Origin of the sequence: Flavobacterium sp. (genome assembly GCF_965277525.1) — a bacterium.
Lineage (GTDB): Bacteria > Bacteroidota > Bacteroidia > Flavobacteriales > Flavobacteriaceae > Flavobacterium.
Genome location: NZ_CBDIDC010000009.1, coordinates 313,532 through 336,982, shown reverse-complemented (window position 1 = coordinate 336,982; position 23,451 = coordinate 313,532). Strand labels below are relative to the sequence as shown.

Annotated in this window: 20 protein-coding genes; 6 read left to right on the top strand and 14 right to left on the bottom strand. The window is 34.5% G+C overall.

What is annotated here, in order from left to right; genetic code table 11:
• The first annotated feature begins 258 nt into the window (after nucleotides 1–258).
• Entirely contained in the window at nucleotides 259–801 is a 543-nt protein-coding gene (locus ACQY44_RS18595; protein ID WP_428231797.1) for a lipocalin family protein, read from the top strand.
• 86 nt (nucleotides 802–887) lie between these two features.
• On the opposite strand, the gene ACQY44_RS18590 is transcribed toward ACQY44_RS18595, so the two are convergent.
• Both ACQY44_RS18590 and ACQY44_RS18585 read right to left on the bottom strand, forming a co-directional pair.
• Nucleotides 888–1,262 (bottom strand): DoxX family membrane protein, encoded by a 375-nt coding sequence (locus ACQY44_RS18590; protein WP_428231796.1) that lies wholly within the window; start codon nucleotides 1,260–1,262, stop codon nucleotides 888–890.
• A gap of 207 nt (nucleotides 1,263–1,469) precedes the next feature.
• Nucleotides 1,470–2,369 carry a DUF4349 domain-containing protein gene (locus ACQY44_RS18585; RefSeq protein WP_428231795.1) on the bottom strand — a complete coding sequence of 300 codons (900 nt, stop codon included), beginning with the start codon at nucleotides 2,367–2,369 and terminating at the stop codon, nucleotides 1,470–1,472.
• A gap of 185 nt (nucleotides 2,370–2,554) precedes the next feature.
• Between ACQY44_RS18585 and ACQY44_RS18580 the strand changes: the two genes are divergently transcribed.
• The 3 genes from ACQY44_RS18580 (at nucleotide 2,555) to ACQY44_RS18570 (ending at nucleotide 7,502) form a co-directional block, all read left to right on the top strand.
• Nucleotides 2,555–3,841 (top strand): anthranilate synthase component I family protein, encoded by a 1,287-nt coding sequence (locus ACQY44_RS18580; protein WP_428231794.1) that lies wholly within the window; start codon nucleotides 2,555–2,557, stop codon nucleotides 3,839–3,841.
• 248 nt (nucleotides 3,842–4,089) lie between these two features.
• Complete coding sequence (tilS, locus tag ACQY44_RS18575) at nucleotides 4,090–5,403, top strand: tRNA lysidine(34) synthetase TilS (RefSeq protein WP_428231793.1); 1,314 nt, start codon at nucleotides 4,090–4,092, stop codon at nucleotides 5,401–5,403.
• Complete coding sequence (locus tag ACQY44_RS18570) at nucleotides 5,400–7,502, top strand: cytochrome c biogenesis protein CcdA (protein WP_428231792.1); 2,103 nt, start codon at nucleotides 5,400–5,402, stop codon at nucleotides 7,500–7,502. Before tilS ends, ACQY44_RS18570 begins: the two co-directional genes overlap by 4 nt.
• A gap of 565 nt (nucleotides 7,503–8,067) precedes the next feature.
• On the opposite strand, the gene ACQY44_RS18565 is transcribed toward ACQY44_RS18570, so the two are convergent.
• The 3 genes from ACQY44_RS18565 to ACQY44_RS18555 all read right to left on the bottom strand — a co-directional run bounded on the left by ACQY44_RS18565 (nucleotide 8,068) and on the right by ACQY44_RS18555 (nucleotide 14,066).
• Nucleotides 8,068–9,384 (bottom strand): ammonium transporter, encoded by a 1,317-nt coding sequence (locus ACQY44_RS18565; RefSeq protein ID WP_428231791.1) that lies wholly within the window; start codon nucleotides 9,382–9,384, stop codon nucleotides 8,068–8,070.
• A 337-nt stretch (nucleotides 9,385–9,721) separates the two neighbouring features.
• Nucleotides 9,722–11,029, bottom strand: a complete 1,308-nt coding sequence (locus ACQY44_RS18560) for an amidohydrolase family protein (RefSeq protein WP_428231790.1) — start codon at nucleotides 11,027–11,029, stop codon at nucleotides 9,722–9,724.
• A 40-nt stretch (nucleotides 11,030–11,069) separates the two neighbouring features.
• Nucleotides 11,070–14,066: an amidohydrolase family protein gene (locus tag ACQY44_RS18555; protein ID WP_428231789.1), complete on the bottom strand. Its 2,997-nt coding sequence runs from the start codon at nucleotides 14,064–14,066 to the stop codon at nucleotides 11,070–11,072.
• Nucleotides 14,067–14,193: 127 nt separating this feature from the next.
• Here ACQY44_RS18555 and ACQY44_RS18550 point away from each other — a divergent pair, with 127 nt between their 5' ends.
• Entirely contained in the window at nucleotides 14,194–15,165 is a 972-nt protein-coding gene (locus ACQY44_RS18550; RefSeq protein ID WP_428231788.1) for a Gfo/Idh/MocA family protein, read from the top strand.
• Nucleotides 15,166–15,178: 13 nt separating this feature from the next.
• On the opposite strand, the gene ACQY44_RS18545 is transcribed toward ACQY44_RS18550, so the two are convergent.
• Both ACQY44_RS18545 and ACQY44_RS18540 read right to left on the bottom strand, forming a co-directional pair.
• Entirely contained in the window at nucleotides 15,179–16,252 is a 1,074-nt protein-coding gene (locus tag ACQY44_RS18545) for an alanine/ornithine racemase family PLP-dependent enzyme (RefSeq protein ID WP_428231787.1), read from the bottom strand.
• 30 nt (nucleotides 16,253–16,282) lie between these two features.
• Nucleotides 16,283–16,717: a GNAT family N-acetyltransferase gene (locus ACQY44_RS18540; protein ID WP_428231786.1), complete on the bottom strand. Its 435-nt coding sequence runs from the start codon at nucleotides 16,715–16,717 to the stop codon at nucleotides 16,283–16,285.
• Between the two features lie 292 nt (nucleotides 16,718–17,009).
• Between ACQY44_RS18540 and ACQY44_RS18535 the strand changes: the two genes are divergently transcribed.
• On the top strand, nucleotides 17,010–18,545 hold the full coding sequence (locus ACQY44_RS18535; RefSeq protein WP_428231785.1) for a YifB family Mg chelatase-like AAA ATPase: 1,536 nt from the start codon (nucleotides 17,010–17,012) through the stop codon (nucleotides 18,543–18,545).
• 217 nt (nucleotides 18,546–18,762) lie between these two features.
• Here the strand turns inward: ACQY44_RS18535 and ACQY44_RS18530 are convergent, their stop codons facing one another.
• The 7 genes from ACQY44_RS18530 to ACQY44_RS18500 all read right to left on the bottom strand — a co-directional run bounded on the left by ACQY44_RS18530 (nucleotide 18,763) and on the right by ACQY44_RS18500 (nucleotide 23,422).
• Nucleotides 18,763–19,449 (bottom strand): GNAT family N-acetyltransferase, encoded by a 687-nt coding sequence (locus ACQY44_RS18530; protein ID WP_428231784.1) that lies wholly within the window; start codon nucleotides 19,447–19,449, stop codon nucleotides 18,763–18,765.
• Nucleotides 19,450–19,485: 36 nt separating this feature from the next.
• On the bottom strand, nucleotides 19,486–20,355 hold the full coding sequence (locus ACQY44_RS18525) for an alpha/beta hydrolase (RefSeq protein ID WP_428231783.1): 870 nt from the start codon (nucleotides 20,353–20,355) through the stop codon (nucleotides 19,486–19,488).
• Nucleotides 20,356–20,496: 141 nt separating this feature from the next.
• Nucleotides 20,497–21,000, bottom strand: a complete 504-nt coding sequence (locus tag ACQY44_RS18520; RefSeq protein WP_428231782.1) for an SRPBCC family protein — start codon at nucleotides 20,998–21,000, stop codon at nucleotides 20,497–20,499.
• A 47-nt stretch (nucleotides 21,001–21,047) separates the two neighbouring features.
• On the bottom strand, nucleotides 21,048–21,548 hold the full coding sequence (locus ACQY44_RS18515; protein WP_428231781.1) for an SRPBCC family protein: 501 nt from the start codon (nucleotides 21,546–21,548) through the stop codon (nucleotides 21,048–21,050).
• The gene (locus tag ACQY44_RS18510; protein ID WP_428231780.1) at nucleotides 21,538–21,864 is read right to left on the bottom strand and encodes an ArsR/SmtB family transcription factor; all 327 of its coding nucleotides are present in this window, start codon (nucleotides 21,862–21,864) and stop codon (nucleotides 21,538–21,540) included. Before ACQY44_RS18510 ends, ACQY44_RS18515 begins: the two co-directional genes overlap by 11 nt.
• 163 nt (nucleotides 21,865–22,027) lie before the next feature.
• Nucleotides 22,028–22,756, bottom strand: a complete 729-nt coding sequence (locus tag ACQY44_RS18505; RefSeq protein ID WP_428231779.1) for a M949_RS01915 family surface polysaccharide biosynthesis protein — start codon at nucleotides 22,754–22,756, stop codon at nucleotides 22,028–22,030.
• Nucleotides 22,757–22,828: 72 nt separating this feature from the next.
• Nucleotides 22,829–23,422 carry a rhodanese-like domain-containing protein gene (locus tag ACQY44_RS18500; protein ID WP_428231778.1) on the bottom strand — a complete coding sequence of 198 codons (594 nt, stop codon included), beginning with the start codon at nucleotides 23,420–23,422 and terminating at the stop codon, nucleotides 22,829–22,831.
• Between the last annotated feature and the right edge of the window lie 29 nt (nucleotides 23,423–23,451).

Sequence of the window (23,451 nt, the reverse complement as noted above, 5' to 3'; positions counted from 1 at the left end):
TTTACGAATTATTCTTTTATTGCTACCAACATTTAACTCATCACGGAGTTGACTAGTACTAATTTGATCTCCTCAGAGAGATTATGTATTGGTAACGAAACAGGATTCGTCACCTTCTTTGTCCCATAGTGACTACATGTTTTTAAAACTAAATTTTATAAAATATGCTAATAGTAGAAAAATATAAAATCAAAGAAAAATTTTGTAAAATAATTACCTAAATGTGATATTATCTTTAGAAGTCTAAAATATAACATCATGAAAAATAAATATATAGCTCCTGTTTTGTTAGGAGCAGGAATAGCGATTGCGCTTTATTCCTGTGGTTCAACTATCCCCAAAAAAGCAGTCGCAGTTACTAATTTTGACAAATCGAAATATTTAGGAAAATGGTACGAAATTGCCAGGCTGGATTTTAAATACGAAAAAGGCCTGAACAATGTTACAGCTAATTATTCTTTAAATGATAACGGAACTATCAAAGTGGATAACAAAGGATATGATTTCAAAAAGGACAAATGGAAGGAAAGTATAGGTAAGGCCAAATTGGTCAAAGAAGAAAATATCGGAATGCTGAAAGTTTCCTTTTTTGGACCTTTCTACGCCGGGTATAATGTGATTGCAGTAGATGAAAACTACAAATATGCACTTGTTGCCGGAGAAAATTTAAAATACTTGTGGATACTTTCCAGAGAAACTACAATTCCTGAAAATATCAAAACCGATTATTTGAAAAAGGCTAAGGAAATAGGATACAATACATCAGATTTAGTATGGGATAAACATGATAAGGCAAATTAATAAAGATTATTAACGTTGAGTCTTTGTTAAATAAGAAACCCGATGCTCAAAAAGTATCGGGTTTCTGTATTTTAAAGTGAAATATGTTATCTGGTGAAAACACTTTTATAATTATCCCAATATCTGTAAATCAAAAATAAATTCGCCAAAAATAATAGTGCTGCAATTGGCAAACCTTCAGGAGCCAGAAAATAATTGATAAACAGGATATTTACCGTAATAGGTAAGATCAGAATATTGGCCAATGTTACATAACGACCGGTTACAAATGCAATTCCGCAAAGCAATTCGATTGATTTTGCTAAAGGCATTATATAAGTTGAGGCCATTAAACCAACATTAAAAGCTTTAAAATTGCCTGTTGTTTCCGGTTCAGGTGCCAGATGGAAAAAGTAACTGATAGAAGCAAAAAGCAACAAAAGACCAATTAAAACACGGACAATAATAGTAGCAATTTTCATAACATTTAGGGTTTTAAATAGGTTAAAAAAGTATAATTTATTGATGGAAAATGATATAATCAGAATTCTCTAATAAAGTAGAAATCAATTTTTTAAAGATCTTCTATTGAGAATTTTACAATCTTTATAATCCTATTTTGGGATTAATGTAATACTATATCAAATATAACGAATTTTTTCTTATGAAATTGCTAATTTATTAACACTTTATGGTTTTTTTGCGTATTTTTTATAAAGCAAAAATCCTCCTGAACCAATCAAAATAAAAGGCCAAAGATTGATTAGGAATACGAAAACAGCTTCCAGGATATACCAGCCACTTTTAAGCGAATCAAGAATCTGAAGGCCTAAGTTAGGTTTGTAAGCATTACTGTTTTTTTCACTAGCCATTATTTCTTGTTTAATGGTTTCGTTTTGGTAAAGTTGCAAAGTTATGGTACTAAAATTAACCTGGTCCTGCAATGATAAATTATCAATTGTACGATTATCATTTGCTTCCCTCTGATTGGCCAAAGTATTTTCGGCTTCCATCACATCATTTATTTTTTTGCCTTTAGAATCAATTGCTTTTTCGACTCTTTTTTCAGTAGTATTGCTTCTTTTTTGCGAAAGCTGATTGGCTAACATTTTCAATGAAACATCATCTGCTTTGATTACTCTAAAATCAAGAAAGTCAATTTGTTTGGCGATGGTTTTAATTACGGTGTCGAGCTGTGTATTGGGAACGCGAATGGTAATGTTATTTTCTACGGTATATTTAGTAGTTTCAAGCGTGCTGTCCTGACTGACTTTAGTTTTTATCTGATCATGAATGTTGCTTTGTAGATTGGTATAAGTAACAAAACCTCCAAATTTTTGAGTGGCATTTTCAATTGCATAAGTAGACTTGACGACGTTTTTAACCTTGAATTTAATATCAGCAGTTCGAATAAATTTCTGCTTACTGTTTTTATCGACTACTGCTGCCGATGATGATACAGCAGTGCTATCTGCTGAGACTTTCATATCTGCCAATCCTTCGCCCGAAGAATAATCAGCTTTTTTACAAGAAAATAGTAATGCGATGATTACCAGGGTTAAGGCGCCTATTTTTGCAATTGTTTTCATAAAGTTTTTAAAATTTGATTGATAAATAAAGGTTTGACTCTCATTAATAATGTTTTTGTGTTAAAAAAGCACTTTAATTATAAGTGTTAAATCGATATACTAAAAAGTATGCCAATAATTTTTGAGTATTATTTTATCGAAGGATTTTTTTTGTCGTAATTTTGAAATCTAAAATTTATTTATTTTTGAGAGTTTCCATTCATAAACATATTGCAAATCCAGAGCACTTTAAACAACAACTTTTAAGCTGGTCGCAACAATTTCGCGAAGTAGTTTTTTTAGACAGCAATTCATATCCACAAGAATATTCGAGTTTTGATTGTGTGTTGGCTGCGGATGCCTTTACATCTTTAAAGACTGATTTTCACAACGCTTTCGACGATTTAAAACAATATCAGCAAACGACTAAAGACTGGCTTTTTGGTTATCTTTCGTATGATTTAAAAAATGATGTAGAGGAACTAAGTTCTTCAAATTTTGACGGTCTGGATTTTCCGGATTTGTTTTTCTTTCAACCCAAAAAAATAATGGTGTTGAAAGGAAATCAACTTGAAATTAAATATTTATTCCTTTGTGATGATGAAGTCGAAGATGATTTTGAGGAGATTGTTCAGACTCAAAATGATTCCTTTGTCACACTGAGTGGAGTCGAAGTACAGCAAAGAATTTCAAAAGAATCTTATGTAGAAAAAGTAAGTAAAATGCTCGCACATATTCATAAAGGTGATATGTATGAAGCTAATTTTTGTATGGAATTTTTTGCAGAAAATGCGATTATAAATCCTTTAGAAAAATTTCAGAAACTGAATGCGATTTCACAAGCGCCGTTTTCGGTTTTCTTTAAAAATCATAAACAATATTTGCTTTCGGCATCACCGGAACGATACTTGAAAAGAGTAGGAGAAACTTTGATTTCGCAACCCATAAAAGGAACTTCAAAACGGTTTTCAGACCCAATAGAAGACGAAAAATCAAAACAATTTCTGGAATCAGATTCAAAAGAAAGAGCCGAAAACATTATGATTACCGATTTAGTTCGGAATGATTTATCGCATACCGCGCAAAAAGGTTCAGTTGAGGTTGTAGAACTTTGCAAAATATATTCGTTTTTGCAGGTCCACCAGATGATTTCTACCATAACGTCAAAATTAGATCCACAATATTCGGCAATTGATGTTTTGAGAACCACTTTCCCAATGGGAAGTATGACGGGCGCACCAAAGATTTCGGTTATGAAAATCATCGAAAATCTGGAAGAAACCAAACGTGGTTTATATAGCGGATCTATTGGTTATTTCACGCCGGAAGGCGATTTTGATTTCAATGTCGTAATCAGAAGTATTTTGTACAATCAGGAAAATCAATACGTTTCTTTTTCCGTAGGAAGTGCCATTACCGCAAAATCAATTCCTGAAAATGAATACGAAGAATGTTTATTGAAGGCGAAAGCCATGCATGAGGTTTTGGCTTAGAAGGTTGCCAAGAACGAATTATTTTTTCACGCAGATTCTGCTGATTTATTTTTTGCCAATCCAGATAGCTATCGGGATAAAAAGATTCGCACAGATTTTTCTAATCATTTTAATCCTTTAATCTGTGGCTAATTTTTTTTGGCTGATTAGATAATCAAAAAAATAATTCGTGAATTCGTGGCAAAAAAAACATCACGGTTAACAATTCATTTAAAAATAGATCGAATTTAATTTTTTACATTTATCCAATGTTTTCAAAATTTCAAAATCACATCACTTCAAGATTTCCATTTCTGGAAGATAAAAAAATATTTCTGGCCGTTAGCGGAGGTTTGGATAGTATGGTCTTATTGCATTTATTTCAGCAATTACCGTATGAAATTGCCGTTTTACACTGTAATTTTCAGCTTCGCGGATTAGAAAGTTTTGGCGATCAAAATTTTATTCAGAACTATTGTGATCAGAATGAGATCCCTGTTTTTAGTACTCAATTTGATACTGAAGCTTTTGCAAAAGATTATAAATTATCTACTCAGGTTGCGGCCCGCGAGTTGCGTTATAGTTGGTTTTATGAGCTTTTAGAGACTCAAAATTTCGATTATATCCTAACTGCGCATCATGCTGATGATAATCTGGAAACGTTCATAATCAATTTAACCCGCGGAACAGGGTTAGAAGGGTTAATTGGAATTCCGGAACAAAACGAACGAATTATTCGTCCGCTTTTACCTTTCTCCAGAGAAGAAATTTTGGATTATGCTCAGGAAAATAAGATCGAATGGCGGGAAGACAGCAGTAATGCGTCTAATAAATATCTTCGCAATAAGATTCGCCATGATTTAGTTCCGATATTGAAAGAAATCAATCCAAATTTTTTGAATGCTTTTCAGAAAACGCAATCGTATTTGCAGGAATCGCAGGTAATGGTCGAAGATGCTTCGATTATGATTTACCAGCAAGTAGCCAAGGAAGAAGGAGATGATATTCATTTCGATTTAAAGCAACTCAAAAAATTACCCAATTATAAATCGTATTTGTACCAATGGCTAAATGAATTTGGCTTTTTGGCATGGAATGATATTTATGATTTGGTGGACGGGCAATCGGGAAAGCAAGTGCTTTCTACTGAATTTCGCTTATTAAAAAACAGGAATACTTTGATTTTAAGTCCCATTTCTGAAATGTCAGAAAAGGAAGAATTTGAAATTGCTGCAAACGATACAGAAGTTAATTTTCCCTTAAAATTGAAGCTTTGTAACGTAAGTCACATAGCAGTAGATTCAAATAAAGCTATATTTGTCGACGCTGAAAAAATCCAGTTTCCTCTAATTTTACGTAAATGGAAAGAGGGTGATGTTTTTCATCCCTTTGGCATGCAGGGACAATCTAAAAAAGTGAGTAAACTTTTTAAAGATGAAAAATTATCCCTGATTGAAAAAGAAAAGATATGGATTTTGTGTTCTGATAATCAGATTGTATGGATTATCGGAATCAGACAGGACGAGCGTTTTAGAATTGATAATACCACAAATAGAATACTTAAAATAGAACTACAATCATGAACCTTAATCAACACCATCAAACGATAATGTCGAAAAATAGCTGGAATAAAGCCCTTGTGTTTTTCCTGTTTTTCTTGTTTGCTTTTGCAAAAGGAAATGCCCAAATTTTGGAGCCGGTAAAATGGACTTCTAAAATTGAAAAGAAATCAGGTAATAATGCTGTTTTAATTTTTGACGGAACGATTGAAAAAGACTGGCATATGTATTCGCAATTTACACCGGATGGCGGACCACTTGCGCTGGAAATTGCTTTTAAAAATCAAAAAGGAAATTATAATTTAGTTGGAAAAGCTAAAGAAGGAAAAACAAGAACCGCTTTTAATGATGTTTTTGGTGTCAATGAAACTTTCTTTGAAGGAAAGGCACATATTGAACAGGAAATCACGATTATCAATCCAAATTTAAAAACGGTTGATGTTGAATTTGATTTTCAGGTTTGTAAAGAAGTTTGTATCAATTCGAATAAAAAATTCTCAATTGCTATTCCATCAACATTTAAGATGGATGCTGTTGCCAGTGTAGCAGAGGTAAAGAAAGATGAAACTAAAGTAGAAGGTTTGGCTGTTGATACAGTTAAAACTCCGGTAGTAAATACTGCAGATTCAAAAACGTCAAAAGTAGAAGTTGCAGCAACTCCAGGAAAAGAAGATATGCCTGGTCCGGCTCCGGCAAGAAGTCTATGGTCGATCTTTTTTATCGCTTTTATTTCAGGATTTGCAGCTTTGTTAACGCCTTGCGTTTTCCCGATGATTCCAATGACGGTAAGTTTCTTTACCAAACAAAGTAAAAGCAGAGCTAAAGGTATTCGTAATGCTATTTTTTACGGACTTTCGATTATCGCTATTTACGTTATTTTAGGATTAGTTGTAACTAAAATATTTGGGGCAGATGCATTAAATGCGTTGTCTACAGATGTTTGGTTTAATCTTATATTCTTTATTATATTGATTATTTTCGCTACTTCGTTTTTGGGAGCTTTCGAAATTATGTTGCCAAATTCATGGGGAAATAAAGTAGATCAGCAAGCAGACAGAGGCGGAATAATCGGAATATTGTTTATGGCTTTGGCTTTGGCAATTGTATCATTCTCTTGTACAGGACCAATCGTGGGGACTTTATTGGTTGATGCAGCTTCAAACGGAGGAATTGCTCCGGTGGTAGGGATGTTAGGGTTTTCTTTAGCATTAGCTTTACCATTTATGTTGTTCGCTATGTTCCCGGGATGGTTGAATTCATTACCAAAATCCGGTGGCTGGCTGAATACTGTAAAAGTGGTTTTAGGATTTTTAGAACTGGCTTTAGCATTTAAATTTTTATCAAATGCTGATTTAGTTTTGCAATTGCATTTCTTAGAAAGAGAAGTATTTATCGCCATCTGGATCGCCATCTTTGCAGCGTTGACCTTATATTTATTTGGTAAAATTTCATTGCCACACGATAGTCCGTTACAGCATATTTCTGTAGGCAGATTGTATTTAGGATTAGTAACACTTGTGTTTACCGTATATTTAATCCCCGGACTTTGGGGAGCGCCATTGAAATTGATCAGTGCTTTTCCGCCACCACCGCAATATAGCGAAAGCCCTTTTGGAGTAGGAGGTTCAGCTAATTCAGGTTTAAGCGGCGAAGCTATAAAAGGTTTGCCTGACGGTGCAGAACTGGGACCTCATGGTATTATGGTTTTTCACGATTATGAAGATGGATTAGCATACGCGAAATCAATCAATAAACCCATTATGCTTGACTTTACAGGTTATGCTTGTGTGAATTGCAGAAAAATGGAAAATAATGTTTGGTCCGAGCCGATGATTTTACCCATCTTAAAAAATGATGTCGTTTTGATTTCTCTGTATGTAGATGATAAACGTGAGTTGCCAAAAGAACAACAATTTGTAACTAAATCCGGAGATAAAATCATTACCGTTGGTGATAAATGGACTGATTTTATGATCTCAAAATACAAAACGAATACTCAGCCTTTGTATGTCATAACAGATTTAGAAGGAAAGAATTTAAACAGTTCAAAACCTACTATTAGCTATGTTAATGCAGAAGAATATTTGCACTGGCTGAAAGAAGGAATTGGGAATTTTAAGTAGTTTCTTTTATAGAATATAGAAGAAAGAGAATAGAAGAAAGAGAATAGAAGAAAGAGAATAGAAGAAAGAGAATAGAAGAAAGAGAATAGAAGAAAGAGAATAGAAGAAAGAGCATAGAAGAAAGGGTAAAGAAGAAAGAGTAAAGAAGAAAGAGTAAAGAAGAAAGAGTAAAGAAGAAAGAGTAAAGAAGAAAGAGTAAAGAAGAAAGAGTAAAGAGAATAGAAGAAAGAGAATTGAGAGTATTAAATCAAAAATCTAAAAATTTACAATAGCAAGGTTGAAATTAATTCAAAGTAAAAAGCACTTTAGGTAATACACTTAAAGTGCTTTTTTATTTGGTTACCCCACAATCTAATTCAGAAAAAATCTTTCGTCTATAATCTTTGCTCTGTACTCTTTGCTCTTTCTTCTATGCTCTTTATTCTTTTTTCTTTTTTCTTTCTTCTATATTCTTTCTTCTATTCTCTTTCTTCTACAATCTAAAATAATTAGTTCAAAGCAAAAAATCCCTTTAAGATTAAACTTAAAGGGATTTTGTATTGAGGCAAAAGGGGGAAAATAATTCTTATAAAAATTCTCCGTGTTGAGAAATATCTAAACCTAATTCTTCTTTTTCTTCAGTAACTCTTAGAGGTGTAATTTTATTGACAACAAAGAATAAAATATAAGAACCTACAAAAGCGAAGATAGAAACAATAACTAAAGCAGTTAATTGGTTGATGAACAAAGTTGGAGTTCCGAAAATCAAACCTTGATTATCTCCAACAGCCGGGTTGATTGCTTTAGAAGCAAAAACACCTGTTAACAACATTCCTACCATACCACCAACACCGTGGCAGGCAAAAACATCCAATGCATCATCAATTTTTCCTTTAGGGAATTTACTCACTACAAGGTTACTTACAATTGCAGCAAAAGCCCCTATGAAGATAGCGTGAGGAATACTAACGAAACCTGCGGCAGGCGTAATAGCAACAAGACCTACCACAGCTCCGATACATGCACCAAGTGCAGATAATTTGTGTCCAATGATTTTATCAAGGAAAACCCAGGCCATAGCAGCAGCAGCAGCAGCAACAGTTGTCGTTCCTAAAGCCTGAACAGCTAATCCGTTAGATCCAAGTGCAGAACCTGCGTTAAAACCAAACCAGCCAAACCATAATAAACCTGTACCTAATAATACGTAAGTAATTCTGGCAGGATTCACTTTTTGAATTTTTCTTTTCCCAAGAAACATCGCTCCGGCTAATGCAGCCCAACCAGCACTCATATGTACTACGGTTCCTCCGGCGAAGTCTAATACTCCCATTTTAAAGAAAACTCCATCAGGATGCCACGTCATGTGTGCTAACGGAGCATATATAATTAAGATAAATAAAACCATAAATAATAAATAAGCCCAGAAACGTACTCGTTCTGCAAATGCACCGGTGATTAACGCAGGTGTAATGATGGCAAATTTGGCCTGAAATAACGCGAATAACATAAACGGAATCGTGGGTGCAAGGCTCCATGCAGTATTAGTGCCAACGCCCTGAAAGAATAAATTTGGAAGAGGATTTCCAATGATTCCTCCAATAGTAGGGCCAAAAGCCAATCCGAATGCAACAACCACCCATAAAATGGTTACAATTACCATGGCCATAAAACTTTGCAGCATGGTACTGATAACATTTTTCTTACCTACCATTCCTCCGTAGAAAAATCCCAATCCAGGAGTCATAAGCAAAACAAATGCAGTTGCTACGATCATCCAGGCTGTATCTCCTGTATCAAACTTAACAGCTTCTGCCGGAATTGGGTTATCTGTTAAGATAAAGTTCGATATAAAGGTTAGTACCAAAATAGTGATAAGAATCACACTTAAAATAATTTTTCGCATAGTTATTTAGTTTTAAATTTTTTATAAAAGTATAAAATCAATCGACACCCCTATAAAAAATAGAGTATGATGTTTAATTTTTGTTAATTTTTAAATTTAACCCCCGGTATTTTGCGTGTATTTGTTAAAATCAACTTAAAATTTACAATTTATCAATCTAAAATTTGAAAAATAGTGCCTCTGATACCTCAGTTAACAAAAAAGAGCCATAATAATCCTGATTTTAAGAGTTATTTGGCATGAATTATTAAGAGAATAATCGAAATGGTTTTAATAGTAAATAAAAAAGGCATCAGATGAATTTTTCAAATGATGCCTTTTTTAGAAAAGAATTTATTTATTTCTGGTTGAACTTTGCTTTGAATTTATCGTTCAGTTTGGTTTGGAAAGTTTCTAAATTTATTGTTCTTCCCTGAATAAAAGCTGATGTTAGCTTATTGGTTCTCATGTCAAGCGCATCACCCTGAGAAATAAACAAAGTGGCATCTTTACCGGTTTCTAATGTACCGCAAGTAGCATCAATACCCAATAATTTTGCTGTATTTGATGTGATAAGCTGCAAAGCTTTTTCTTTATCTAAACCAAAAGCAGCACAAGTTCCCGCTAAGAACGGTAGGTTTCTTACACTCATACGCTCATGATCTCCACTGTTTTCAAGACCAACAACAATACCTTTATCCGTAAGTAGTTTTGCCATTTTATAAGGAAGATTTACATCTTCATCATCACTGGTTGGCATATCGTGAACACGTCTTAGTAAAACACCCACATTGTATTTTTGCAATACATCAGCAGATTTATAGGCTTCAAATCCTCCCACAATTACGATCTTTTTGATTTGGTTATCAACTGCTAATTGTATGGCATCTACAATTTGTTTTTCTTCATCTGCGTGTACATAAAGCGTTTGGGTTCCGTCAAAAAGACCTTTTGTAGCTTCAAGGACAATGTTTCTGTCTTTAGGAGCGGTTTGATTATAGGCTTTTGCATTTATTAAAAAAGCCGCTATTTCCTCTACTTGTTTTGGATAATCCTTATTGGCTTCAATTATTCCGGGTTCGAACCAGGATCCTGATCTTTTAAAGTTAGATGGAAAATTAAGATGAATTCCGTCGTTCTCTTTTATGATAGCATCTTCCCAGCTCCAGGCATCCAGTTGTACTACTGAAGATGTTCCTGAAATTCGGCCTCCACGAGGTGTTATCTGAGCAATTAAAACACCATTTGGACGAACTGTTTCTACAACTTTCGATTCAGAGTTGTAAGCAATAATACTTCTTACGTTCGGATTAAAACTTCCTATTTCTTCCTGATCGTCAGATGATTTTACAGCATCGATTTCTACCAGACCTAATGTCGCATTAGGAACAATAAATCCCGGATAAACGTGTTTTCCGCTACCGTCGATAGTGGTATCATAAGCATTAGCTGCAAGTCTTATTGTGGTGGCATCAGCTACGAGAGTAATTTTGCCGTCTTTAAAACCAATGGCGCTATTCTGAATCACTGTTCCGTTTCCTAAATGGGCGGTAGCATTTAAAATTAAAACTGATTTGGTTTGTTTTGGTGCCGGTATTTGTTGCGCTTTTATTTGTACCGAAGCACAAACTGCGAGCAACATTATATATATGTTTTTATGTATCATGTTATCTGTTTTTATCTTTACGAATTTTCTAAAACCGTTATTATTGTTCCAAAGTATCACAGTGGTATTCTGTTTTCTCTTTTCTGGTAGGTTGCTGCGTGCTCATTCCTTTGTTTTTTTCCTGCAACATTTGTCCAATTAGTATGCTTCTTTCTTTAGTGATAGACGATTGCTTTTCGGCATCTTTTTCAATATCAAAATAAACCACACCTTCAATAATTGTTTTTTCGGCTTTAGCATAGATAGACAATGGATTATCGCTCCAAAGTACAACGTCAGCATCTTTACCCACTTTAAGGCTTCCTACTTTGTCATCAATGTGTAATAGTTTAGCCGGATTCAGTGTTACAAATTTCCAGGCATCCTCCTCAGAAATATTTCCGTATTTCACTGCTTTTGCTGCTTCCTGATTCAATCTTCTTGACATTTCTGCGTCATCAGAATTATAAGCAACAACCAGTCCTTCGTTATGCATGATAGGTCCGTTGAACGGAATTGCATCATTTACTTCAAATTTATACGCCCACCAATCAGAGAAAGTCGAAGCTCCAACTCCGTGTTCTTTCATTTTATCCGCAACCTTGTAACCTTCAAGAATGTGCGTGAAAGTGTTGACTCTAAAATTGAATTTTTCAGTAACATTCATCAGCATCAAAATCTCCGATTCTACATAAGAGTGACACGTGATAAAACGTTCTTTATTGATAATTTCGGCTATAGTTTGTAATTCCAGATCTACTCTTGGTGCTTTTCCTTTTTTAGAATCTGAGTTGAATTTCTTCCAGTTTTCATCATATTCTTTTGCACGTTGAAAATAATCGGTAAAAACCTGCTCAACTCCCATTCTGGTTTGCGGAAAACGAGTAGGATTGTCAATTCCCCAGTTGGCTTGTTTTACATTTTCTCCCAAAGCAAATTTGATAAATTTAGGTTGGTTTTTGTATAACATTTCATCAGGTGCAGCACCCCATTTCCATTTTACGATAGCAGAACGACCACCAATAGGGTTGGCAGATCCGTGTAATAATTGAGATATGGTTACACCTCCTGCAAGATCCCTGTAGATATTGATGTCTTCGGAATTTACAACATCCTGAATCGTAACTTCGGCAGTAGAGTTGTGCCCCATTTCGTTTACACCTTTAGAGATGGCGATATGCGAGTGCTCATCGATAATTCCGCTGGTAATGTGTTTTCCTTTTGCATCAATAACTGTAGCAGCTGCATCTGAAAGGTTTTTGCCTACAGCAGCAATTTTTCCGTTTTTAATTAAAACATCAGTTTCAGTCAAGACACCTTCTTTTTCGTTTGTCCAAACCGTAGCATTTTTAAACAATAAAGTTTGAGCAGTTAGTTTTTTAGCATCACCAAAAGCAACGTTAGGATAGGTTGTCGGGATAATCGGGTTTGGTTTTTCTACTTTAGAAGAATCTTTAACCGCAACAAAAGTACTTGTTTTTAAAGCTGTCCAAACCAATTCATCTCCGTTTGATAATACCGCTTTTCCGGATAGACTTTCCGGTTTTTCGATAAATCCTGTTAAACGGGTATAATTAGATTTGATAGTATCAGCAGGTTTAATCAAGAGTGAAATCCAATTTTTAGAAACTGAAAAAGTAGTTTTTAATTTTTTGGCGTCAGCAGTAGTAATTTCAGATTTTGGAGCATCAACAGTTCCGTCAATTTTCCATTTATAAGTATCTTTTCCAACGGTTAAATCGTAATTTCCGCGAATATCTTTTGCATTAATATCATTCACTACATATTTAGTTCCCTGAACCCAGTTTTCATATAAAACCGTTTTTTCGTCAAAGATTTCACCAGATGTAATAACAAAATTGGCATAAGAACCTGTTTTCAAACTTCCCACCTCATCGCTTTTTCCTAAAATAGCAGCTGGAATTGTCGTCAAAGCTTCCAGAGCTTTTGTTTTATCAAAACCATATTTAATGGCTTTTAATAAATTAGGTTTAAAATCTTCCGTCTTTTTTAATTTGTCCGTTGTCAGGGCAAAAACAATTCCGTTGTCTGAAAGCACTTTTAGGTTGGCAGGTGCTTGATTCCAGAAACGCATATCCGTCAACTCAATCTGGTTGGATAAATACGGATTTGAAACATCATAAGCTTCCGGAAAACTTATAGGGATGATATATTTTGCGTTTGTATTTTTGATTTCTTCGATTCTTTCAAACTCATTTCCGCTTCCTTTCAGAATGTAATTTAAACCAAATTCTTTGGCAATTTTAGCAGCTCTTAAACTATTTAGTTTGTCTTCGGTAGCAAAAATCTGAACCAATTTCTCGTTGTTTGCCAAAGCTTCCAGCGACAAATCTTTCGTTTCAGAATTTCCTTTTTTGTACCAATCCAAATCCAGATACATCTGACGCAATAGCGCCATCATACCCATCAATGAGCTTGGATATGCCTGATTGGTTAAGGCACTTTTTGTAAATGCAAAGTGATTGGTCACTTTATTGGCAATAATTTGTTTGCTGTTTTCGGTATTATTTAAGGCAACTAAAATTCCGGTTCCCTGTGCAATTCCGTCAGGAATATGAGTTCCTACAACGCCAAAACCTGCTTTAAGTAATTCTTCGGCTTTAGGTTGGTCGTATTTAAAGGTTTCGTAAGTGTTTACTTCCGGACGAACACTTTCGTTCCAGTAATACCCCACTCTTTTTGTATCGTATAGAGGGTTGCGATCACGTCCGCGAGGGAGATTGCTTTTTGGTTTCTCGACCCCAAAACTGGTATAAATATCAATAAACGAAGGATAAATTGTTTTTCCCTGAAGATCGATAGCAATGCTGTTTTTAGGAATGGTAACTGTATTTCCAACAGCAACAACTTTACCATCCTGAATTAGTAAAGTTCCTTTTTCGATTTTTTGGGTTGGAGTTACATAAATGGTGGCATTGGTAAAAACAGTGTAGTTCTTGTTTTTGTTGTGCACACTTTCATTAACAGGGAAATAGTCTTGAGCATACGTTTTTGTTAAAAATACACTCAAAAATAGTAGGAGTAGGGCTTTTTTCATAGTTTATTTGCAATTTTGTTGCTAAAAATATGAAATATATGTTATCTAAGATTGATTTTTTAAAATGTTTTTTCTTTATTTATATAAAATTTTAACTAACCCACTGATAAGTAGTACTTAGAGAATTATGAAAAATAATAATACAATAAAATGGGGAATTATTGGCTTAGGAAATATTGCAAGTCAATTTGCCAGAGATTTATGGCTTTTAGAAGATGCCGAGTTAAACGCTGTTGCTTCGAGAAATAAGTATGAAGCACTTGAATTTGGATTGAAGAATAACTGCAGAAAAACGTATGGTTCTTACGAGGAACTTTTTAAAGACGCTGAGGTTGATATTGTCTACATTGCAACCCCTCACAATTCGCATGCCGAATTATCGATCAAAGCATTAGAACACGGAAAACATGTTTTATGCGAAAAGCCAATGTCGCTATCCTATAAAGATTCAGTTCGGATGGTTGAAGCTTCAAGAAAACACAATAAGTTTTTTATGGAAGCATTCTGGACACGATTTATTCCGTCAGTTAAAGAGGTTTTAGAAAAAGTAAATCAGGGAATAATTGGTGATGTAAAATACGTTAAAGCCGATTTTGCTTTTTATGCAGATGAGAAACAGGGAGGCAGACTTTTTGATAAAAATCTTGGCGGAGGAGCTTTATTTGATATTGGAGTATATCCGTTGTTCCTGTCTTATCTATTATTAGGTATTCCGAAAGAAATTATGGCAAAATCTATTTGTAATAAAAACGGAATCGATTTGCAAACTTCCATGATTTTGCAATATGAAAATGCACAGTCAATTTTGCATGCTTCAATAGTTTCAGAATCTGATATGAAAGCAACAATAAGTGGAACAAAAGGACACATTCAGCTTAATTCTCCATGGGTTGCCGCCAATGGATATTCTGTTGTTAAAGAAAAAGAAACCCATTTTAGTTTACCAAATCTTGGAAAAGGTTATACATACGAAGCCACTGAATGTCATAAATGCATCAGAAACAATCAAATTGAAAGCCAGCTCTGGTCACATCAAAATAGTCTGGATTTGAGTAAAATGGTGGACGAAATCAAAACCCAGATTGGATTAGGGTTTTAGAAATCGATTGGTTTTACTCAATATTTTTTTCAATATAATTCGAATTTAATAAATACAAAGCCCCCATATATTTAATATTAAAAGAAACTAAATCGCCCACTTTATATTTTTGTGTTGAATTTGAAATATCAATTACCAACATATCAGAGCTGGCATCTACGATCGTGATTTCCTCATCGACAGCTTCTAAATACTGAGGTTGCATGTCCAGTAAGCCAATATCAAGAATCGCTCTTAAGGAAGTTCCGCTAAGATCTTCAGTATCCTGCATAGAGAAAGTATTTCCGGCTACATTTTCGCCGAGTTCTCCGGTTGGGATATCCGGTTTTTCGGTTATTTCGATGATTTCGGCAAAAAGTTTAAAGACATCATTGTGCATGCCTTTAATAGTTTCTCCTGTAAACAAATCTTTTCCAAAAAATAAGGCCTCACCAATTCTAAAATGATTCACTGCCATTGGTCGGGCATTCTTTAGAAGTAATGGGATAGCAACAGAAGTTCCGCCGGAAACCCACGGAATTATAATATTGAATTTAGTTTCTATAAGTTGTTTGTATAAACTCAATTGTATCAGTTTATCCTGAGTTGGCATAACTCCGCTCAGGCAGTTGAGATTGGTGCCAATGCCGCGGATCTCGATATTAGGCATGCTGATAATTGCGCCGTAAAATTCGATTAAATCTTCGCCCATAACACCTTCCCGCAAATCTCCCATTTCGATCATAATAATGATTTTATGGATCTTGTTTTGTTTTTTTGCTTCTTCTGAAAGTAATTGAATCGTATAAAATTCAGTATTAAAACTGACATCTGCATATTTTACAATATTTGCAATACTTCGTTTAGCAGGAGGTTTTATATAAACCGTTTGAATAGTAGGATCAAGGGATTTTATTTTTTTTAGATTACTGACTCGTGAGTCGTGAATTTCTTTGACTCCCAGTGAGATAATTTCTTTTAAGTAGAGTTTGTTGCCACATAAAAGTTTGGATACCACTCCCCATTGAATATTTTTTGATTCGAAAATCGAATTCAGGAAATTGTAGTTTGCTTTTAGTTTCTTTCGATATAATTTTATGAATGCCAAGGCTTTGTTTTTTTAATGAATTAATTCTGCTTATTTAATTAAGCGCATTTCGAGATACTTATTGGTGAATCCAAGTTTTTCGTACAATTTTTTAGCAGGATTATCCGGCTCTACGTGTAAGGCAATATTTCCCTCGACTACAGAAATGGCTTTTTCCATTAATTTTTTTCCGTAACCTTTTCCTCTTTCAGCATTGTCGACGGCAATGTAAACCAGAATATTTTCGGGAATATAATCTTTCATTCCGGTGTTGTTTAGAATCACGGCTCCAACAATTTTCTGATTGTCAAGACCAATAACAATATTGCCTCCTTTGTCAGGGTTCATGGTATAAGCAATAGATTTTAATATGTCTTCGATGGTATCGCCGTATTGTTCTAAATGGGTGTGCAAAAAAGCAGCTATGATTTTTGGGGTATAGGTCGCGTCGTCTCCAGAAATTGGATTAATTAATTTAAATTCCATTGTTTGAATTTTTAGATTATTTACGCTGATAGTAAATTTCAGCTATTAAAAAGATGCAAAGTCAATTGCAGTAAGATTTCTCGAATTAGAAATCGAATTATCGATAGAAATCGATGTTATTTTCGCAAGATAGGCATAAATACTGGTTTTATTGTAATGAAAACTGTGCTTTTTAGTTTTTGCAGCGCTAAAGTACTAGTAAGTCTATTTTATGAAATGAATTATTTGTACTATTTTAATTGTTAAATAAAATATTTTCATTAGATTTAAAAATATTTAATGAAAGGAATTTATGTTAGTAAAAGTTTACGGAAGTGCTGTTTTTGGAGTTGAAGCCACTACTATTACAGTAGAAGTTCATATGGATAAAGGGATTGGTTATCATCTGGTTGGATTACCTGATAATGCGATAAAAGAAAGTAGTTACCGAATTGCTGCTGCCCTTAAAAATAACGGATACAGTTTACCGGGCAAGAAAATAACAATCAATATGGCACCCGCTGATTTACGAAAAGAAGGTTCTGCCTACGATTTACCTCTGGCAATGGGAATTTTAGTTGCCTCTGATCAGATAAAAGCAAAAGAAATCGAGGACTATATTATTATGGGTGAGCTTTCTCTGGACGGAAGTTTACAACCCATCCGTGGTGCATTACCCATTGCTATCAAAGCCAAGGAAGAAGGCTATAAAGGTTTTTTTCTTCCCATTCAGAATGTCAAGGAAGCTGCTATAGTGGCGGGGTTAGATGTCTATGGAGTCGAAAATGTACAGGATGTCATTAACTTTTTTGCGGGAAAAGGAACTTTGGAGCCAACCGTTATTGATACAAGGGCTGAGTTTTATAAAAGTCTGGATTTTCCTGAATTTGATTTCTCTGATGTTCGTGGTCAGGAAAGTATCAAACGTTGTATGGAAATTGCGGCTGCAGGAGGACATAATATTATTTTAATAGGGCCACCCGGAGCAGGAAAAACAATGCTGGCCAAACGTGTTCCCAGTATTTTGCCACCAATGACGTTGCGTGAAGCATTAGAAACTACTAAAATTCACAGTGTTGCCGGAAAATTAAAAGAAGTAGGATTAATGAATCAGCGTCCATTTCGTAGTCCGCATCATACGATTTCTAATGTTGCACTTGTTGGCGGAGGAAGTTACCCGCAACCGGGCGAAATTTCGATGGCGCATAATGGCGTTTTGTTTTTAGACGAATTGCCGGAATTCAAACGCGATGTTTTAGAAGTGATGCGCCAGCCACTTGAAGATCGTGAGGTTACGATTTCGCGGGCTAAATTTACGGTCACTTACCCGTCTTCGTTTATGTTGGTAGCGAGCATGAACCCGAGTCCCAGTGGTTTTTTTAATGATCCGGGCATGCCAAATACCTCATCTCCACACGAAATGCAACGTTATCTCAGCAAAATTTCAGGACCTTTATTAGACAGAATTGACATTCATATTGAAGTTACGCCAGTCCCCTTTGAAAAATTAGCCGATGATCGAAAAGCCGAAAGCAGTGTAGAAATTCGTAAGAGAGTTACGGCAGCACGTGAAATTCAAACCAAACGATTTGAAGAAATCGAAAATATACATTACAATGCCCAAATGAGTAGTAAACTAATTAGGGAATATTGTGCGCTTGACGACCAGTCAAAAGAATTACTAAAAACAGCTATGGAACGATTAAATCTATCTGCGCGTGCCTACGACAGAATACTGAAAGTAGCCAGAACAATAGCCGATTTGGATGCGGCGCCACTTATAATTTCGCAACACATCGCTGAAGCCATTCAGTATAGAAGTTTGGATCGTGATGGGTGGTTAGGATGATGATTTCAGATTTTAAAAACTTGGAATTTAATTCTTAGAAGCAGAAAATCAATTTTCATAAAACCTCCGGTCCCGCTGTACACTATATCTTTTTCTGTCTAAAGGAGCCAGAAAAAGGATATCGTTGCCATCGGGGCTAAGCGAGAGGTTTAGAAATTTACAAATAAATGCTACTCTTGTCAGATCACAATTATATCAATTAAATGGGAAAGTTTATCTAGTGATTTTTAGCAATATTCCAAAAACTCATTTTTCTTCTGGTCTCAAAACCTAGTTTTTCGTACAAACCAATTGCTCCGATATTACTTTCGACTACATGTAAATAAGGAATTTTATGCTGCTCAAAAATTCGATTGACAACATGTGTAATCAATTGTTTGGCATAACCTTGTCCGGTGTGATCCGGATGTGTAATAATAGCACTTACTTCTGTAAAATCGTCCATTTTCATTCGCTCGCCTGTAATCGCAACTAATTGATTGTCTTTAAAAATTCCAAAATAATCTCCAAGCGATGAGGTTTTATTTTTGAAATATCCGGGCTGAACTAAATTGACTAATTGTACTAATTCGTCATTGTGTTTTTCGGTAATTTTTACGATTTCAGCAGTAACTGGTAATGCTATTTTATTATAAATAATCATCTGTAGACAAACTAATTCCTTTGTGATTTTTAAGGAATCAGTAATTTCAGGTTTTTCCCCAACAATAAAAAAACTTTCCGCTAAAGCAGCATATCGATCTGTAGCATTTAGAGTACTTTCAGGGTCTATAAAACCTCCAAACGGACAATAATCGGGATGGTAAAATTGAGTTCCGTTGTAGTCAACAGCAAATGCTGCATGAGTTTCTGACAATGAATTCCAAACCGGATTGTCTAATGTATGTTCGTCTGTATTTTTCATTTCTGTTTAATTGGATATCCATTTTTAAATTCTTTTTTATTCCTTGATTTGCGGATAAAAGAATTTAAAAGAATTTGAAGCTGCCGGGTGCAATATCGTAGCATGATTTTCCAAAGGGAAATAATCAAAATAAATTTTTATGTTTTTGCTTTTTGTTGCTTTAATTTTTTCAGCCATTAAATTTGCATCAACCTCCATCACTCTGGGAATTTCTGTAGGAGTAAGTCCTTCTTTACCCACTGCAATATAGATTTCGGTTGGCTGACTAAAGTTCTCCTGAAAAATGACACTGTCCTGATTCATGATTGAGCCATTATCCCACCAGATACTTGGACTAACGATGACATACTTATTAAAAAGGTTTGGTTTTTTTAATAAAATTTCCGTTTCTAATAACCCGCCTAATGATTGTCCTATAATAGTTTTAGATTCCGTTGTTTTGTATTTTTTGTCCATAAAAGGTTGTAATTCTTTTTCGATAAAAGCTATAAATTTATCCGAATACCCTGAAGTTGCAAATCGTTTTTTATCTTTTTCAATAGTTGTCGGGAACGTAAAATCTCTTCTTCTGTCTACAGTTGCGATTCCTACTACAATTGATTTTGGAACCTGATTGACCCATTCAAAACTATTAAATTGTACTAGTCCTGCGATATGAATAAAATCTTCATCAGCCGAGCCATCCAATAAATAGATTACAGGATATTTTGTTGCATCTCCCGCTTTATACCCTTCGGGAAGGTAAATGTTCAGGATTCTTTTTTCGCCCAATTCTTTCGATTGTATTTCATCAATCACACCTAAAATAAATGGTTTGCTGGTAACTAGTGATTGGGATTTGTTATTTTGACTAAAAATAATTGTTGAGGTAAAAAGTAAAAGGGTAAGGCTAATAATTTTGTTCATTGTTTTGTATTATTGACCATTTGGGTTTTGGTCTTATTTAGCGAAGCAAAGCGTTTTTCTGTAATACGAAAATACAAATTTAAATTGAAAAGAATCCCATTCGTCTTCTGCCGATTGGGATTCTGTATAGCAAATACGATTTTAGTTTGTCTTCTCTGCAAAAATCTTGTCTAAACCTTCCAATGCAATAGTAAAACCTTCTTTGAATCCCATTTCGATTATTTTTTCCAGATCAGAAAGATTTTTATGCTTAATAGCAATAGCTACAACTGTTGTATTTTCTTGTTCTGAAAAACTCACATTCCAGTCAGAACGTGGGAAATCTTTATTTAAATTTCCTTCGCTATCAGAAAAAGCGTCCAGGTATTTAAAATTTGATTTTGGGGTTATAGAAGTAAAATCGGCTAAAGCCCAATGTTCTTCACCTTTCGGACCAACCATAGCATAAAGTCTTTGCCCGCCTTCTTTAAAGTTCATTCTTTTTGTTTTAGATTTCCATGGGGCAGGAGCCCACCATTGGTCTAATATCTCAGCTTCTGTCCAGGCAGACCACACATGATCAGGAGAGGCGTTGAATTCACGTTTTACATTAACCGTACTTGTTTCTTTGTTTACGGTAAAGTTCATTAATAAGCTAGATTTCATTTCTTTAGATTTTAAATTTGTTATTATTTAAATAAACGAAAAACGGTTTATTCTTGTTTTTCAAAGATTTTATCCAAACCTTCCAGAGCACTTGTAAATCCTTCTTTGAATCCCATTTCGATAATCTTTTCTAAATCAGACAGACTATCACGTCTGATTGCAATGTCAACAATGACTGAATCGCCTTTGTCTGAGAAAGTCACATTCCAGTAAGAACTTCCAATATTTGGATCTGGATTTTCTGCAGCATCACAAAAAGTAGCAGAATATTTAAAGTTGGTTTTTGGAGATATGGACGTATAATCAAAAAAGCTCCATCGTTCCTGATTATCAGGTCCCACCATTGCATACAATCTTCGTCCGCCTTCTTTAAAACTCATACTTTTGGTCTTAGATTTAAATGGGGCAGGGGCCCACCATTGGTCTAATATCGCTCCTTCAGTCCAGGCAGACCACACATGATCAAGTGATGCGTTGAATTCGCGCTTTACATTAACCGTTTTGTTTTCTTTGTCTACGGTAAAATTCATTAAAAGATTAGATTTCATTTTCTTTAGATTTTAAATTCATTAATACCTGATCGAGTTGACTGAATCGGTTTTCCCAAATTTCCTTAAACTGTTCCAACCATTTGTCAACTTCTTTCATTTTGTCAATTTTAAGTTGATAATAGATTTCCCGACCTATTTTTTTTTCGTCTAATAAGTCGCATTCGTTGAGAATTTTAATATGTTTTGAAACGGCTTGTCTTGTGGTATTAAACTGCTCTGCAAGTGCATTTGGAGTTAAAGCATTCGTAGCCACTAATACTAAAATAGCCCGGCGGGTTGGGTCTGCAATAGCCTGAAATATATCTCGTTTCATTTTTGATTGATTTAAATGCGCAACTAATCAGTTGCAAATATACGTAACATTTTGATTTGTAGTATGGTTTTTTCTTTTTTTTTGATTTTGTTTAAAAAAAATAGAGACGTACAATTTTGTACGCCTCTATTAAAATAAGGTCAGGACCTATGTTTGCGATAGACTAATTATCCCAATTTTCTATTATGTTTTTATTCCACAGGTCTTCTGCAAACTTTTTGAAGACTTTTGGGGCTTTCTTAAAATTTTTGTCAAATTTATATTCGCCGCCCAAGGATTGCTTTTTGCCGTTGTCGTCAACACCAACCTGAACTTTATTTTCTCCTCTCATCGCATATTTTTGATTTCCTTCGTACATGATGATTTTCATGTCACAAGGGCTTACATCTCCATGACAAACCGTTTTATACATCAACCATATTTCGGCGGTACCATTTTTATCCAGATCTGTAATTTTGAAAGTGTTTTTTACAAAAGAAGCCACAATATCAACCGGACAATCACTTATGTAGTCATAAATTCTCCAGGTTTGTTTTGCTTCGTTACCTGAAATTATAAAATGGTACCCAAATAATTCAGCATCAGAACTATCATCAGATTCGTGTTTGAATTTTTTATTGATATGATATCCCGTTTCAGTCGTAATTACTATATTATCACCTGAGTTATCTTTCCATCGTACCGCATTTTTTATAAAACCTTCATATTTTATAGATTTGGGAAATTGTGTCGAATCAATTTTGTTTACTATCAGCGGTTGATTTTTGGCAGTAGTTAATCCTGTATTTTCGGATGTTTTTATCGTGTCTTTTTTTTCTTGTTTGCAGGCTAAAATGGTTATAGTAAGTAAGGATACAAGGGCAATATTCTTTGCGTAGGTTTTTTTTAGCATTTTCTTTAAATGGGATGAAACTTGAATAAATTATTAATTTATAAAGGGAGTAATTATGGCAAACCAAAGAATTTATTTGACTTCTGTTCCTTCAAACTTTATTCGGGGATCGTTTACGTTTACCAACTCGTCCAGTTCGTAAATATTTTTAAAACCGTATCCGTAAATATTAATATACGATGGAATATTCAATGCCAGCATAATGGGTTTTCTATTGGCCAGGATCTGCGTCTCGGGAGCACTTTTAGGGATAAACATTTTAGAAGCAAAATTTATCTGGTCACCATCAAAATTATTATTGCAATAAATCAATATTCTAGTCTTTGGATCCGGAATTAACTTAGTGAGATTTTCTTGTGTAAAGTCAGTAAAATCCAGATGTATGGCCCCTTTTAAATGTTTTCGGTTGTAACGAAAATCAGAGCGGGTATCTAAAATAATTGTATTACTCCCGTGACTCATTTTAAGAAAAGTATCGAGGCTCACCAAACGATTTTTTCGTTCTTTTTCTACTTCTAAGACAAGATTTTTAAAATCGTCATAATCTACTAGTGCTTTCGGATACTGTTGCTCTGTTTGGGTCGATTTGCTTTTAGTAGTTTGTGAATGAATGGTGTAGCTTGTAAAAAAAAGCATTACTAAATTTAGAAGGATTATCTTTTTCATTTGATATCAAATTTTTAGTTTAGTATTTA

Bases quoted from the DNA above. Each gene is read 5' to 3' on its own strand.
- ACQY44_RS18595 (WP_428231797.1), top strand. From the start codon at position 259: ATGAAAAATAAATATATAGCTCCTGTTTTGTTAGGAGCAGGAATAGCG.
- ACQY44_RS18590 (WP_428231796.1), bottom strand. From the start codon at position 1,262: ATGAAAATTGCTACTATTATTGTCCGTGTTTTAATTGGTCTTTTGTTG.
- ACQY44_RS18585 (WP_428231795.1), bottom strand. From the start codon at position 2,369: ATGAAAACAATTGCAAAAATAGGCGCCTTAACCCTGGTAATCATCGCA.
- tilS (WP_428231793.1), top strand. From the start codon at position 4,090: ATGTTTTCAAAATTTCAAAATCACATCACTTCAAGATTTCCATTTCTG.
- ACQY44_RS18570 (WP_428231792.1), top strand. From the start codon at position 5,400: ATGAACCTTAATCAACACCATCAAACGATAATGTCGAAAAATAGCTGG.
- ACQY44_RS18565 (WP_428231791.1), bottom strand. From the start codon at position 9,384: ATGCGAAAAATTATTTTAAGTGTGATTCTTATCACTATTTTGGTACTA.
- ACQY44_RS18560 (WP_428231790.1), bottom strand. From the start codon at position 11,029: ATGATACATAAAAACATATATATAATGTTGCTCGCAGTTTGTGCTTCG.
- ACQY44_RS18555 (WP_428231789.1), bottom strand. From the start codon at position 14,066: ATGAAAAAAGCCCTACTCCTACTATTTTTGAGTGTATTTTTAACAAAA.
- ACQY44_RS18550 (WP_428231788.1), top strand. From the start codon at position 14,194: ATGAAAAATAATAATACAATAAAATGGGGAATTATTGGCTTAGGAAAT.
- ACQY44_RS18540 (WP_428231786.1), bottom strand. From the start codon at position 16,717: ATGGAATTTAAATTAATTAATCCAATTTCTGGAGACGACGCGACCTAT.
- ACQY44_RS18535 (WP_428231785.1), top strand. From the start codon at position 17,010: ATGTTAGTAAAAGTTTACGGAAGTGCTGTTTTTGGAGTTGAAGCCACT.
- ACQY44_RS18530 (WP_428231784.1), bottom strand. From the start codon at position 19,449: ATGAAAAATACAGACGAACATACATTAGACAATCCGGTTTGGAATTCA.
- ACQY44_RS18525 (WP_428231783.1), bottom strand. From the start codon at position 20,355: ATGAACAAAATTATTAGCCTTACCCTTTTACTTTTTACCTCAACAATT.
- ACQY44_RS18520 (WP_428231782.1), bottom strand. From the start codon at position 21,000: ATGAAATCTAGCTTATTAATGAACTTTACCGTAAACAAAGAAACAAGT.
- ACQY44_RS18515 (WP_428231781.1), bottom strand. From the start codon at position 21,548: ATGAAATCTAATCTTTTAATGAATTTTACCGTAGACAAAGAAAACAAA.
- ACQY44_RS18510 (WP_428231780.1), bottom strand. From the start codon at position 21,864: ATGAAACGAGATATATTTCAGGCTATTGCAGACCCAACCCGCCGGGCT.
- ACQY44_RS18505 (WP_428231779.1), bottom strand. From the start codon at position 22,756: ATGCTAAAAAAAACCTACGCAAAGAATATTGCCCTTGTATCCTTACTT.
- ACQY44_RS18500 (WP_428231778.1), bottom strand. From the start codon at position 23,422: ATGAAAAAGATAATCCTTCTAAATTTAGTAATGCTTTTTTTTACAAGC.